7 protein-coding genes and 1 pseudogene are annotated in these 14,191 nt (G+C 62.4%); 2 read left to right on the top strand and 6 right to left on the bottom strand.

Features of this window, described 5'->3' with window-relative positions:
* Window positions 1-15 precede the first annotated feature (15 nt).
* From mscK to MOQ67_RS03380, 4 genes and pseudogenes are all read right to left on the bottom strand, one after another.
* A complete protein-coding gene (mscK, locus tag MOQ67_RS03365; protein WP_017849824.1) occupies window positions 16-3,399 on the bottom strand; it encodes a mechanosensitive channel MscK in 3,384 nt (1,127 codons plus the stop codon).
* 49 nt (window positions 3,400-3,448) lie between these two features.
* The gene (locus tag MOQ67_RS03370) at window positions 3,449-5,191 is read right to left on the bottom strand and encodes a potassium/proton antiporter (protein ID WP_017849823.1); all 1,743 of its coding nucleotides are present in this window, start codon (window positions 5,189-5,191) and stop codon (window positions 3,449-3,451) included.
* A gap of 170 nt (window positions 5,192-5,361) precedes the next feature.
* Window positions 5,362-6,234, bottom strand: coding sequence for a methyl-accepting chemotaxis protein (locus MOQ67_RS03375; protein WP_371928164.1), 873 nt, complete (start codon window positions 6,232-6,234; stop codon window positions 5,362-5,364).
* A pseudogene (locus MOQ67_RS03380) lies at window positions 6,217-7,017 on the bottom strand (MCP four helix bundle domain-containing protein); the annotation flags it as partial. The pseudogene MOQ67_RS03380 and the gene MOQ67_RS03375, both read right to left, overlap by 18 nt.
* 246 nt (window positions 7,018-7,263) lie before the next feature.
* Between MOQ67_RS03380 and MOQ67_RS03385 the strand changes: the two are divergent.
* Together MOQ67_RS03385 and MOQ67_RS03390 are read left to right on the top strand one after the other, a co-directional pair.
* Window positions 7,264-7,494: a hypothetical protein gene (locus tag MOQ67_RS03385; RefSeq protein ID WP_017849821.1), complete on the top strand. Its 231-nt coding sequence runs from the start codon at window positions 7,264-7,266 to the stop codon at window positions 7,492-7,494.
* Complete coding sequence (locus MOQ67_RS03390; protein ID WP_017849820.1) at window positions 7,491-7,784, top strand: cell division protein ZapA; 294 nt, start codon at window positions 7,491-7,493, stop codon at window positions 7,782-7,784. Before MOQ67_RS03385 ends, MOQ67_RS03390 begins: the two co-directional genes overlap by 4 nt.
* Here MOQ67_RS03390 and MOQ67_RS03395 read toward each other — a convergent pair.
* Together MOQ67_RS03395 and putA are read right to left on the bottom strand one after the other, a co-directional pair.
* Window positions 7,781-9,583, bottom strand: coding sequence for an acyl-CoA dehydrogenase (locus tag MOQ67_RS03395; RefSeq protein WP_198718328.1), 1,803 nt, complete (start codon window positions 9,581-9,583; stop codon window positions 7,781-7,783). The genes MOQ67_RS03390 and MOQ67_RS03395 overlap by 4 nt on opposite strands.
* 229 nt (window positions 9,584-9,812) lie before the next feature.
* Window positions 9,813-13,766 (bottom strand): trifunctional transcriptional regulator/proline dehydrogenase/L-glutamate gamma-semialdehyde dehydrogenase, encoded by a 3,954-nt coding sequence (putA, locus tag MOQ67_RS03400; RefSeq protein WP_198718329.1) that lies wholly within the window; start codon window positions 13,764-13,766, stop codon window positions 9,813-9,815.
* Window positions 13,767-14,191: the final 425 nt, after the last annotated feature.

The raw sequence follows: 14,191 nt of genomic DNA on the forward strand, positions 1-14,191 counted from the left end.
CTGGGGATAGGCGTTTTAGTCGAGCTTGGAGGGTGGCGGCTCGGGGGCGTCCACCACTTTGCCCGGCGGCGGTTCCGGTGCGTCGTGCGTCTCGGCCGGGTTGGCGATGGTGCGTTTTTCGTCTTCTACCGGCACCAGCTTGTACTCCTGGCCGTGCAGGTTTTTCAGGTAAACCTCCATCTGCCGGAACGAGATGTTGATGTGGTTGTTCTTGAACTCGCGGTTGATAAAACGGTTCACCTCGTCGATCACCGGGTTGCGGTCACCGAGGTCGCGCACGTGCATGCGCAGTTCGTGGTCGAGGGTGCTTTCGCCGAAGTTGAGGAAGTACACGTGGGGTTCGGGTTCTTTCAGCACCCGCGGGTTTTCGCGCGCGGCCTGGAGCAACAGGGCCTTCACCAGGTCGAGGTCGGAGCCGTAGTCCACGCCGAGCTTGAGGGTGACCCGGGTGATGGTGTCGGTCAGCGACCAGTTGATCAGTTGCCCGGTGATGAACGTCTTGTTCGGGACAATGATGTCCTTGCGGTCGAAGTCGGTGATGGTGGTGGCGCGGATGCGGATCTTGCTCACCGTGCCCGACAGGTTGCCGATGGTGATGGTGTCGCCGATCCGCACCGGGCGCTCGAACAGGATCATGATGCCGGAGATAAAGTTGGCGAAGATCTCCTGCATACCGAAGCCCAGGCCCACCGACAGCGCCGCCACCAGCCATTGCAACTTGTCCCAGCTCACGCCGAGGGTCGATAGGGTCGCCACAAACCCCACGCCGGCAATCACGTAGGACAGCAACGTGGTGGTGGCGTAGGCGCTGCCCTGGGCCAGGTCCAGCTTGGACAGCACCAGCACTTCCAGCAAGCCGGGCAGGTTGCGCGCCAGGGCGAAGGTGATGCCGATGATGATCAGCGCGCCGAGCATGTCGCCGATGCTGATCGGCACCATGCTGATATTGGCCCCGGTGCCGCTGGTGTATTCGTAGAGGGTGACGTTGTCGAGGTAGGAGAACACCGAGATCAGGTCCGACCACACCCAGTACAGCGCCGCGATGAAGCCGCCGAGCAGGGCCAGGCGGATCAGGCGCATGGATTGTTCGTTGACCTGTTCGATGTCCAGGGTCGGCTCTTCGATCACCGCTTCGCCTTCGCCGGCTTCCTTGGCGGCCTGGCGTTTTGCCAATGCCCGCGAATAGGCCAGGCGCCGGGCGGCGACGCCCAGGCCGCGGGCGAATGTGGCTTCGATCACCAGCCAGAACATCAACAGGTACAGGGTGTTGATCAACCGGTCGCTGAGCTTCAGCGCGGTGTAGTAATAGCCGAAGCACACGGCGATAAACAGTGCGATGGGCAGTGCGGTAAACAACAGGCCCGCGGTTTTGCGGAACAGTGAGGCTTTCTCGTGGGTCGTGCTGTGCAACAGCAGGCGACCCAGCAGCCAGGCCATCAGCGCATAGCAGGTCAGCACCACGCCGATGCCCAGTACGTCGTCGGCCAGGGCTGCCGGCTGGTGCTCGGCAATGGCCACCACGGCCACCAGCGCCAGCACCACCAGCCCGAGCTTGCGTACCCAACCTTGCAGGAATGCGACCTGCGGTCGTTCCCAGCGGAAGTGCAATTCGGCGACGCCGCCTGGCGCGAGGATTCGGTAGGCGGTGTAGAACACCAACCACGCCTGGGCGATCTGCAACAGCGCGGCACCCAGGTTGGCGTTTTGCCCGCGGGCGTCGATCTGCAACGCATAACCGCATAACGCCAGGCCCAAGGCCACGGGCATGGCCAGCAGGATATTCACCAGGATCGCCTGGGGCGTGTGCCATTGGCTGTCACGCTTGAAGTGGCCGATGTCCATGTGAACCTTTTTCAGCCGCGCGTACAAGGCATTGCGCCGCCACAACAGTGCGCCGATCAACAGCAGCAACGGCAGGAACAGCAGCGGGCGCTGGGTCAGGCCGTCGTACAGTTCGCTGACGCTGGAGGCCCAGGGCAGGGAGGTGACTTGCTTGCTCAGGTGATCCGGGACGGTTTCCAGCCACTCGGTGTCCAGCGGCTTGTTGCTGGGAATCCAGAACATCTGCTCATCGAGGGTCGCACGCAGGGTGGTGGCGGTGCTCAGCAGTTGTTTCTGGTTCAGTTGCAGGGTGATCGATTCATTGAGCAGCGCGCTCAGCTCGCGGCTCAGGCGCTCGAGCAGGTCGCTGCGGGTGATCGCCAGTTCCAGCAGAGTGCGCCGCAATTGCGGGGTGACCTCATCCGGCGGCTGGTTGGCCAGCAGGTTATCCACATAGGTGCTGGGCGAGCTGATCAGTTCGCGCTGCTGGTTGACCTCGAACTGGTACAGGCGAATGTTGGCGATGTCGTCGGCGAGGTTGCGGTCGACCGTGAGGCGCGGCAAGGCCTGTTTCTGTTTGTACAGAATCTTCGACAGCAGCAGGCTGCCCTTGAGCACGTTGATCTGTTCGTCCAGCGCCGAGTCGCTCTGGGTCACGGTGTCCAGTTGCTGCTTGGTCTGCAGGTTCTTCTGGGTCAGGTCGTTGAGGCGGTCGGTGCTTTTGAGCAGGTAGTCGGACAGCTTCAGGTTGGCCGCGCTTTCCGTGGCCAACAGGCTGCTGCTGCCGGCTTTCTGCGCTTCGATGGACTGTTGGGTCACCGTCTGTTGGGACTGGGCCAGGCGTTTCTGGTTGATCAGGGTTTGCAGGTCCTGGATCTCTTGTTCCAGGCGCGCGGTTTTTTCCACCACCAGGTCATGCTGGCTGTTGCCCAGGTCTTGCAACTGGCTGTTGCCGGCCAGTTCCTGGCGGCGCAGCGGGATCAGGGCATTCAGCGACGCCAGTTCGGCGTTCAACTGGTTGCGCTGGTCGGCGCTGAGGGTTTTGCCATTGTCCTTGCCGGCCTTGAGGGTCGCGTTGATCTGTTGGATGCGCGTCTGGCTGCTGCTGATTTCGGTCTGCGCGCGTTCGGGGCGGGTCTGGGCGGCGATGGTCAGGCTGTTGGCGTCGGCCAGGTCTTTTTGCAGGTCGCCTTGCTGGGTGGTGCGCTGCACCAGCAGTTGTTCCAGTTGCGGCACCGGCAAGGTGGCGTAGCGCTGGGCCACAGGGACGACTTTGGTGGCCTTGAGCCGGGTCAGTTCGCGCTGGTTTTCGCTGGTCTGGCGCGGGGCGTCTTGCAGCTGGCGCTTGAGATCGGCCAGGCGCTGCTCGTAATCCTGCTTGTTGCCCAGGTGGGTCAGCGTCTGCTGCAGGATCGCCTGCAGCGCCTTCATGTCGGCGTCGGGCAGCTTGCGGTCGGGCAGCTTGTCCAGGGTTTGCTGGATAGCGTCGGCGCTGGGCGGGTCGGCGGCGTATACGCTGCCGACACAAAGGGTCAGGCCCAGCAGGGCAGTGGCGAGAAAAGTGCGCAGGGTTGGCATAGAGACCGGTCGAGCAAGGTGAAGAATCGGGGCAGTATTGCCCCGCAGTTTAGAGGAAGAGTCCGGGGCCCGGGCGACTTCCTTCGGGGAATCTGACGCCGACTTTGCCAATCTTGTTCCCGTCCATGACTGCGACGGTCCAGATCGTGTTGTTCCACTCCACCTGGTCGCCGACCACCGGCGCGCCGCCGACTTTCTGGGTGATGAAGTGGCTCAAAGGCATGTCCGGGTCGATGCCTTCGAGCTGCAGGCCGTACAGCGCCGAGACCGCGCCCAGCTGGGCGTCGCCTTCGAGGACGAAGTCGCCGAAGAAGCGCAAATCCAAACCGCGTTGCGGCGCCTGGCTGAACAGTTTGCCCAGGGCCGGCAGGTTGTGTTCGTGACCGATCACGCAGAGCAGATCGTCGGCTTCCAGCACCGTACTACCCGACGGATGGAGCAGTTGTTGGCCACGGAACAGCGCCGCGATACGTGTGCCTTCGGGCATTTTCAGCTCGCGCAGGGCTGCGCCGATGCACCATTTTTCCGCGCCCAGGCGGTAGACGAACAGCTCCCACTCACTGGTGACGTGAACTTCCAGGGCTGCGCGGGAAATCGGTGCCGGCTCCGGTGGCACGGTCACTTTCAGCAGCTTGGCGACCCACGGCAGGCTGGTGCCTTGCACCAGCAGCGAGACCAGCACGATAAAGAACGCCAGGTTGAAGTAAAGCTGTGCATGGGGCAGGCCGGCCATCAGCGGGAACACCGCAAGAATGATCGGCACTGCGCCGCGCAGGCCGACCCAGGCGATAAAGGCTTTTTCGCGGCCGTGGAACGCCTTGAACGGCAGCAGGCCGACCATCACCGACAGCGGCCGCGCAAACAGGATCATCCACAGCGCCAGGCCCAGGGCGGGCAGCGCAATCGGCAGCAGGTCGTGGGGCGTGACCAGCAGGCCGAGCACCAGGAACATACCGATCTGGGCGAGCCAGGCCATGCCGTCGAGCATATGCAAAATGCCATGACGGCTGCGCACCGGGCGGTTGCCGATCACCAGCCCGCACAGGTACACGGCGAGGAAGCCGCTGCCGTGCAGGGCGTTGGTCAGAGCGAAGACGAACAGGCCGCCGGCGATCACCAGGATCGGGTACAGGCCGTTGGCCAGGTTGATGCGGTTGACCATCTGCAGCATCAGCCAGCCGCCGCCCAGGCCGATGAGGCCGCCGATGCCGAACTCGCGCACCAGGTGCAACAGCAGGTTCCAGTGCAGGCCGGTCTGGCCGCTGGCGAGCATGTCGATCAGGGTGACGGTGAGGAACACCGCCATCGGGTCGTTGCTGCCGGATTCGATTTCCAGGCTGGCGGAGACCCGTTCGTTGAGCCCCTTGCCGCCGAGCAGCGAGAACACCGCGGCGGCGTCGGTGGAGCCGACAATCGCGCCGATCAGCAAGCCTTGAATGATGTTGAGGTCAAACAGCCAGGCCGCGGCCATGCCAGTGAGGCCGGTGGTAATCAACACCCCCACCGTGGCCAGCGACAACGCCGGCCAGAGTGCCACGCGAAAACTCGCCACCCGGGTGCGCAAGCCGCCGTCGAGCAGGATCACGGCCAGGGCGAGGTTACCCACCAGGTAGGCGGTCGGGTAGTTATCGAAGATGATGCCGCCGCCGTCGACGCCGGCGACCATGCCCACGGCCAGGATGATCACCAGGATCGGAATGCCCAGGCGGGACGAAAGAGAGCTCACCAGAATGCTCGCACTCACCAGCAACGCGCCGATCAAGAACAGGCTGTTGATGGTGGTCGCATTCAAAGGCAGTACTCCATGGGCAAAATAAGACGGACGCATTCTGACCATGCAGTCTGCGTGCCAGCGATTCTAACCTGTTGAATTGCCGCGCTGTCAAAAAGGTTTTAGCGACGGGCGCCGATCTAAATGTGGGAGGGGGCAAGTCGAATCGTCGCACCGCCCCTCCCACATTCTTAGAGGCGAAACCGCCCGACCATCCCGTTCAAGTCCACCGCCAGGCGCGACAACTCGCTGCTCGCGGCACTGGTCTGGCCGGCGCCGGTTGCCGATTGCACCGACAGATCACGAATGTTCACCAGGTTGCGGTCCACTTCCCGTGCCACCTGCGCTTGTTCCTCCGCCGCGCTGGCGATCACCAGGTTGCGTTCATTGATCTCGACAATCGCCGTGTTGATCGTATCCAGCGACATCCCCGCGCCTTTGGCGATGTTCAGCGTCGATTCCGCGCGCTCGGTGCTGTTGCGCATCGAATCCACGGCATGCTCGGTGCCGGCCTGGATACTGCCGATCATCCGTTCGATCTCGCTGGTCGACTGCTGGGTGCGATGCGCCAGCGCACGCACTTCGTCGGCCACTACGGCAAAGCCACGGCCGGCTTCCCCGGCACGCGCCGCTTCAATCGCCGCGTTCAGGGCCAGCAGGTTGGTCTGGTCGGCGAGGCCGCGAATCACGTCGAGCACCTTGCCGATGTCGCGCGACTCATTGGCCAGGTCGCCGATCAGCGTCGCGGTGGCTTGTACGTCGCCGCTCATGCGCTCGATGGCGCTGACGGTTTCCTGCACCAGGTCGCGGCCGTCACCGGCGGAGGTGGTGGCGTTGCGCGAGGCCTCGGAGGTGCTCACCGCATTGCGCGCGACTTCCTCGACGGCGCTGGTCATCTCGTTGACCGCGGTGGCGGCCTGTTCGATTTCGTTGTTTTGTTGGGTCAGGCCACGGGCGCTTTCGTCGGTCACGGCGTTGAGCTCTTCGGCGGCAGAAGCCAACTGAGTGGCCGAGCCGGCGATGCGTTGCAGGGTGTCGCGCAGCTTGTCCTGCATCTTGGCCATGGCGGCCAGCAGGCGGCCGGCTTCGTCGTCGCCATCGACCTTGATCGGGCGTGTCAGGTTGCCTTCGGCGATTTCTTCAGCCGCGTCCAGGGCCTGGGCGATCGGCAGGGTGATGCTGCGGGTCAGCAGCCAGGCGAACAACAGGGTCAGCGTCGTGGCGATGACCAGCAGCCCAACCACCAGGTCGAAGGCCAGGTTGTATTGGTCTTTGGCCTGCTGATTGGTGGCCAGGGCCATCTTGTTATTGATGTCCGCCAGGCGCGCCAGCACGGCGTTGATCTGCTCGGCGTTGCTCAGCAACTCGCTGTTGAGCAACTCGCGCAGCTCGTCGACCTGATTGGCCCGCGACATGCTCTTCATGCGCTCTTCGATCTGATGGTACTGGGCTAGCAGGCGCACGTATTCGTCGTAGGCCGCGCGTTCTTCGCTGCTGTCGATGAGTTTTTCGTAGATGCCCTGGGCGGTCCGAATCTGCTGGTTGCGCTGTTCGATGGTTTCCAGGGTTTTTTGCTGCGCGTCCGGCCTGCGGTTGGTCAGCAAGCGGTATGACAGCACCCGCAGGCGCAATGTCAGCTGGGTGAACTCATCGAGGGCGCGAATACTCGGGACGCTGGACAGCGTGATGTCTTCTGCCGCCGCGCGGATTTTGCTCATTTGGTTCAGGGCGAACACACCGAGAAACAACATGAGTGCGCCAATCATCGCGAAGCCTAGGAACGCGCGCGGCGCGATATTCATATTACGAAGAGACATGCGGGAGTCCTGGGGAGAAGCGCGATCCATGCGGCTATGAGACAGGGTGAGTATTACCTATCGGCAGTACGACTAAAGTCTATAGTGGCGTGTGTTTTTATCGCATCGGACGAGGGGCCGGGCCGATTCAGGAACCAGATGGGGGAAATGCAGTCACTAAGGCTCGAAAGTGCGGCCCGGCCCTTAACAATCGGGCTGCGCGCCGGGGATAACCCTGGCATCCGAGGTGAATTTTCTTTATCGTCACCGCCCTTTTAAAAAGCCCAGGAAATCAAAATGTTAGAAGCATCCCTCAGCCAACTGGAACAACTGGTCAGCGACCTGGTACAGCAGAATCAAGACCTGTTGGGCACCAATGAATCCCTCAAGGCGCAATTGGCCCGCGCCAAGGATGAGAATGACAGCCTGCAATTGAACCTGATGGAACAGGAAGAAAAGAACGGCGCGACCGCTGCGCGTATCCAGGCGTTGGTTGAGCGTGTGAGCGCAGGGCCTGTCAGCGCATGAACGAAGGGATAAAGGTCGTTTCGATTCTCGGAGAGGATTACTCGATCAAGGCTCCGGCCGGGGAAGATCAAACCCTGATGCACGCCGTGACCCTGCTCAAGGCCTCCCTGGCCACCACCAAGAAAAAGTACCCGACCCTGATCGGTGACAAGCTATTGGTACTGGCCGCGCTGAACCTGTGCGCCGAGCAGATCGAAATGCAACAGCGTCACCAGCAGGAACTCGACCGTTACCAAGAGCAAGTCAGCGCCACGGTCGAGGTGATTTCCAAGGCTATCGGACAGCCTTAGAACCACTCATCCTGCATGCCGAGGCACGTATCGTCGCGGGCCTCCAGTATTGCCAGTTCATGATGGCAGCCCGGTACTTCCCAGGTCAGGAAGTAGCGGGCCGCCTGGAGCTTGCCTTTATAGAACGCGGTGTCCGCCGCATTGCCCTTGGCCAGGCCTTCTTCGGCGCGAATCGCCTGTTCCAGCCAGCGCCAGCCAATCACCGTGTGCCCGAATACCTTCAGGTACAGCGCCGAATTCGCCAGGCTGCTGTTGACCTTGCCTTGGGCGAGATCCGTCAGCAGGCCGATCGTCACGCTTTGCAGGCGCGCCACCAACTGTTCCAGCGGTTCTCTCATGGCCTTCAGCGATGGATATTGCTGCGCCCGTGCGCCTGTTTCGGCGATCAACCGAATCAGTTGCTTCAGGCCCGCGCCGCCGTTCTGCGCGAGCTTGCGCCCCAGCAGGTCGAGGGACTGGATACCGTGGGTGCCTTCATGGATCGGGTTGAGGCGGTTGTCGCGGTAATACTGTTCCACCGGGTATTCGCGGGTGTAGCCGTGGCCGCCGAGGATCTGGATCGCCAGCTCGTTGGCCTTGAGGCAGAACTCCGAGGGCCAGGATTTGACGATCGGCGTCAGCAGGTCGAGCAGTTCGTGAGCGCGCTTGCGCTCGACGTCGGTTGCCAGGGTGGTGGTGTCGTCGAACAGGCGCGCGGCAAACAGGCCGAGGTCGAAGGCGCCTTCGACGTAGGCTTTCTGGGTCAGCAACATGCGTTTGATATCGGCGTGCTGGATGATCGACACCGGCGCGGTACTCGAGTCTTTGCTGTCCGGCAGGCGGCCTTGCGGGCGTTCGCGGGCGTATTCCAGGGAATACAGGTAGCCGGCGTAACCGAGCATCACCGCGCCCATGCCGACGCCGATGCGCGCTTCGTTCATCATCTGGAACATGCAGCTCAGGCCCTGGTGCGGCTTGCCCACCAGATAGCCGACACAATGCCCGTTATCGCCGAAATTCAGCGCCGTGGACGTGGTGCCACGCCAACCCATCTTGTGAAACAGCCCGGCCAGCAACACATCGTTGCGCTCACCCAGGCTGCCATCGTCGTTGACCAGGAATTTGGGCACGATAAACAGCGAAATGCCCTTCACCCCGGCCGGCGCGTCCGGCAGCTTGGCCAGCACCATATGCACGATGTTTTCCGACAGCGGGTGGTCGCCGCCGGAGATAAAGATCTTGTTGCCCTTGAGCCGATAGCTGCCATCCGGTGCAGGCTCTGCGCGGGTACGAATGTCCGACAGCGACGAGCCGGCATGCGGCTCGGTCAGGGCCATGGTGCCGAAGAAGCGGCCCTCGATCATCGGCTGCAGGAAGCGTTGCTTCTGCTCCTCGGTGCCGAAACTTTCGATCAGGTTGGCGGCGCCCATGGTCAGGAACGGGTAGGACGTTGACGCCGCGTTGGCCGCCTGGAAGTGCGCGAAGCAGGCCTGGGACAGCAATGTCGGCAACTGCATGCCGCCGGCTTCGAAACTGCGCGCGGCATTGAGGAAGCCGGCTTCCAGGAAGGCGTCCACGGCCGGTTTGACTTCCGGGATCAGGATGGCCTTGCCGTCCTCGTAGCGCGGTTCGTTTTCGTCGTTTTTGCGGTTATGCGGTGCGAAGTACTTTTCGGCAATGGTGCGGGCGGTACTGATGGCCGCGTCGAAGGTTTCGCGATTATGTTCGGCAAACCGCTCGCGCTGGGTCAGGCCCTCGGCATCGAGGACTTCGTACAGCTCGAAAGCCAGATTGCGGGAACTGAGGAGCGTCTCGGACATGGCGGCTTACCTGTGTGGGAAGGAGCCTGAGTCTAAGTGCGCGAATAGAGGCTGGATAGCAAGATTGATCTGGGTGATGGAGGGGCAGAACGCGGACGAGGAATTGAAATACAGCCAAAATGTGGGAGGGGGCTTGCCCCCGATTGCAGTGTGTCAGTCAGTTCAGCTGTTACTGATCCACCGCCATCGGGGGCAAGCCCCCTCCCACATGTTTACCGCGTTCCGGCAGTTAGCCGATGGTCATCAGGCTGGCGTTACCGCCCGCCGCTGCGGTGTTGACGCTCAGCGCACGCTCGATCACCAGACGCTCCAGGGCAATTGCTGTCTCGCCTTGGGACAAACCATGTACCCCGACAATCGCCCCGCCACGCTGGGCCACTTGCTGGCAAACCGCGCGCAGTTGATCGGAATCGCCGTGGTGCAGGACTGCGTCGAACAGCACATCGTCCTTGGTCCAGTCGGCCACGCGCTTGATCTTCGCCTGAATCGCCTTCGGCAGGCGTGGGAACAAGGCTTTGGTCAGCTCGGTTTCCGGCCATACCGCCGAACCGCCGACGGCTAATACCGCCGCCAGTTGGGTCAGCAGGTCACCTTCTACTTCTGCCAGGCACAGTACGTGCTCGCGGGGCAGGATGGCGTAGCTGTTGCGCTCGCCGGTCGGGCCGGCCAACAGGCGGGTGATACCGCTTTGCGATTGCGTGGCGAACCGGCTGCACAGGGCGCTCAGGTCGCTGAGCGTGTGGCTGTCGGCCCAGGCTTTCAAGGCGGTCAGCGGTTGGCTCATGGCGTCGCGTAGGCGCACGTCCGGTGCGGACAATGCATCGCCGCGAACGAAGGACTGCTCGATCGCATCGGTAGGACGCGTCGACAGCAGGCGGTACAGGTACAGCGGACCACCGGCTTTCGGGCCGGTGCCCGACAAACCTTCGCCGCCAAACGGCTGCACGCCGACCACCGCCCCGACAATGTTGCGGTTGACGTAGACGTTGCCGGCATGAACGTTGTCGATCACCTTGGCGATGGTCTCGTCGATGCGCGTGTGTACGCCCAGGGTCAGGCCGTAGCCGGAAGCGTTGATCTGGCCGATCAACTGGTCGATCTCCTTGCGCTTGTAGCGCACCACGTGCAGCACCGGGCCGAAGATCTCCCGTTGCAGCTCGTCGAAGCTTTCCAGTTCGATCAGGGTGGGCATCACGAAGGTGCCGCGCTTGATCTCTTCGCCGTCGGCGATCGCCACTTGGTACACCGCACGGCCTTTGTCGCGCATGGCCTGGATGTGTTTCTCGATGCCGGCCTTGGCTTCGGCGTCGATCACCGGGCCGATATCCACCGACAGGCGCTCCGGGTTGCCCAAACGGCATTCAGCCATGGCGCCCTTGAGCATTTCGATGACGCGGTCTGCAGAATCTTCCTGCAGGCACAGCACACGCAGGGCCGAGCAACGCTGGCCGGCGCTGTCGAAGGCCGACGACACCACGTCGATGACCACTTGTTCGGTCAGGGCCGAGGAGTCGACGATCATCGCGTTCTGGCCACCGGTTTCGGCGATCAGCGGGATCGGTCGGCCCTGGGCATCCAGGCGTCCGGCGACATTGCGTTGCAGCAGGCGCGCGACTTCGGTGGAACCGGTGAACATCACGCCTTTGACGCGATCATCGCCGACCAGGCGCGCACCAACGGTTTCGCCCTGGCCCGGCAGCAGTTGCAGCACGCCTTCCGGAATACCGGCTTCGAGCAGGATACGTACCGCTTGTGCGGCTACCAGCGGGGTTTGCTCGGCAGGTTTGGCCAATACCGGGTTGCCGGCGGCCAGTGCGGCGGCGACTTGCCCACTGAAAATCGCCAGCGGGAAGTTCCACGGGCTGATGCAGACCACCGGGCCCAATGGGCGGTGGGCGTCGTTGGTGAAATCGTGACGCGCCTGCACCGCGTAGTAACGCAGGAAGTCCACGGCTTCGCGCACTTCGGCGATGGCGTTGGCGAAGGTCTTGCCGGCTTCGCGGGCCAGCAGGCCCATCAGCGGCTGGATCTCGCCTTCCATCAGGTCGGCGGCGCGTTCAAGGATCGCGGCGCGCTCGGCGGGCGGGGTCGCCTGCCAGATCGGGCCGGCGTTGATGGCGCACTGGATCGCGTTGTCGACGTCATCGACGGTGGCTTCCTGTACGTGGCCGACCACATCACGCAGGTCGGACGGGTTCAGCACCGGCGTCGCAGCTTCATTACTGGCGGCGCAACCCAACATCGGCGCGGCTTTCCAGTGGTTGTGCGCGGTGGCCAGCAGGGCGCAGGACAGCGACGCCAAACGGTGTTCGTTGGCCAGGTCGATACCGGCCGAGTTGGCGCGGTCGCTGCCGTACAGATCGCGTGGCAATGGAATACGCGGGTGCGGCAGGCCGAAGCCGCCTTCCAGCGTCGCCATTTGCTCGATGCTGGCCACTGGATCGGCCACCAGCTCCTGGATCGAGATGGACTGGTCGGCGATACGGTTGACGAACGAGGTGTTGGCGCCGTTTTCCAACAGGCGACGTACCAGGTAGGCCAACAGGGTTTCGTGGGTGCCGACCGGGGCGTACACGCGGCACGGACGGTTCAGCTTGCCCTCGGCCACTTTGCCGACGACCTGTTCGTAGAGCGGTTCGCCCATGCCGTGCAGGCACTGGAACTCGTACTGGCCGGGGTAATAGTTCTGACCGGCGATATGGTAGATAGCCGACAGGGTGTGGGCGTTATGCGTAGCGAACTGCGGGTAGATGACTTCCGGCACCGACAGCAGTTTGCGTGCGCAGGCGATGTAGGACACGTCGGTGTACACCTTGCGGGTATAGACCGGGTAGCCTTCCAGGCCTTCGACTTGGGCGCGCTTGATTTCGCTGTCCCAGTACGCGCCTTTTACCAGGCGGATCATCAGGCGGTGGCGGCTGCGGCGCGCCAGGTCGATGACGTAGTCGATCACATACGGGCAGCGCTTCTGGTAGGCCTGGATCACGAAACCGATGCCGTTCCAGCCGCTCAGTTGCGGCTCGAAGCACAGGCGTTCGAGCAGATCCAGGGACAGTTCCAGGCGGTCGGCTTCTTCGGCATCAATGTTCAGGCCGATGTCGTATTGCTTGGCCAGCAGGGTCAGGGACAGCAAGCGCGGGTACAGCTCGTCCATCACCCGTTCGTACTGGGCACGGCTGTAACGTGGGTGCAGGGCCGACAGCTTGATGGAAATGCCCGGGCCTTCATAAATCCCACGGCCGTTCGAGGCTTTGCCGATGGAATGAATGGCTTGTTCGTAAGAGGCGAGGTACTTCTGCGCATCGTGTTCGGTGAGTGCGGCTTCACCGAGCATGTCGTAGGAATAGCGGAAACCCTTGGCTTCGAACTTGCTCGCATTGGCCAGGGCTTCGGCGATGGTTTCGCCGGTGACGAACTGCTCGCCCATCAGGCGCATGGCCATGTCGACGCCCTTGCGGATCATCGGCTCGCCGCTCTTGCCGATGATGCGGCTCAGGGATGAGGTCAGGCCCGCTTCGTTGTGGGTGGCGACCAGTTTGCCGGTCAGCAACAGGCCCCAGGTAGCCGCGTTGACGAACAGCGACGGGCTGTTGCCCAGGTGCGGTTGCCAGTTGCCGGTGCTGATCTTGTCGCGGATCAGTGCGTCGCGGGTGCCTTTGTCGGGGATGCGCAGCAGCGCTTCGGCCAGGCACATCAGTGCCACGCCTTCCTGGGACGACAGGGAGAATTCCTGCAGCAAACCCTGGACGATGCCGGCACGGCCGCCGGCGCTCTTCTGATTGCGCAGTTTTTCTGCAATCGACGCGGCCAGCTTATTCGTGGCTTCGGCCATCTGGGCCGGCAGGCGAGCCTGTTCGATCAGCATCGGCACCACTTCCGGCTCCGGGCGGCGGTAAGCGGCGGTGATCGAGGCGCGCAGTACGGATTGCGGCAGGATGCTCTCGGCGAACTCGAGGAAGCACTGATGGGCGTGGTCGGCCTGGACCTCGCCGGCGTCGTCGGCCTCCTTGCTGCTCAAGCCATTGAGCTCGGTCAGGGTTGCACCACCCTCGAGTTTCTCCAGGTAATTGAAAATCGCCTGCTTGATCAGCCAGTGCGGCGTGCGATCAATGGAGGTCGCGGCCGCCTTCAGGCGCTCGCGGGTCGGGTCGTCGAGTTTGACCCCAAGGGTGGTTGTAGCCATTTTCTTATCCTCATGGGTGCCACTACCGAGTGGCATCAGTTGGCGGCAAGATTAGCTTCGGTCTGGAAGAGGTGCAACCGGGTGCAACCCTTTTTATGCATGAAATTTTCGAGGTTCAATCGGAAAAAATCCCGGACTCGACCGATTCTGCTTCTAGTTGGTGCATTTGCTTCTGAGTTCGGCTGTTCTTGCTCCGAAAAGGAGCAAAAACGCGGTGTTTTCTGTAAAATACATCAAGGTGCAACTTATTCGCGAGAAACTGGTTGCACCTTATTTGCTTTGTTGAATAGCATTCGCAGCCAAGGTGCAACCACCCGCATGGTGTGGTTCATCGGCTGACGGCTTTCCTGGGGAAACGTCAGTCATAAATGCGCGCGATGCAGCTACGTTTACTCACTGGATCAGTGGGTGGCCGTCTGACAGAC

This window comes from Pseudomonas sp. LY-1, assembly GCF_053502595.1.

Bases quoted from the DNA above. Each gene is read 5' to 3' on its own strand.
- mscK (WP_017849824.1), bottom strand. From the start codon at position 3,399: ATGCCAACCCTGCGCACTTTTCTCGCCACTGCCCTGCTGGGCCTGACC.
- MOQ67_RS03375 (WP_371928164.1), bottom strand. From the start codon at position 6,234: ATGGCCAAGATGCAGGACAAGCTGCGCGACACCCTGCAACGCATCGCC.
- MOQ67_RS03385 (WP_017849821.1), top strand. From the start codon at position 7,264: ATGTTAGAAGCATCCCTCAGCCAACTGGAACAACTGGTCAGCGACCTG.
- MOQ67_RS03390 (WP_017849820.1), top strand. From the start codon at position 7,491: ATGAACGAAGGGATAAAGGTCGTTTCGATTCTCGGAGAGGATTACTCG.
- MOQ67_RS03395 (WP_198718328.1), bottom strand. From the start codon at position 9,583: ATGTCCGAGACGCTCCTCAGTTCCCGCAATCTGGCTTTCGAGCTGTAC.
- putA (WP_198718329.1), bottom strand. From the start codon at position 13,766: ATGGCTACAACCACCCTTGGGGTCAAACTCGACGACCCGACCCGCGAG.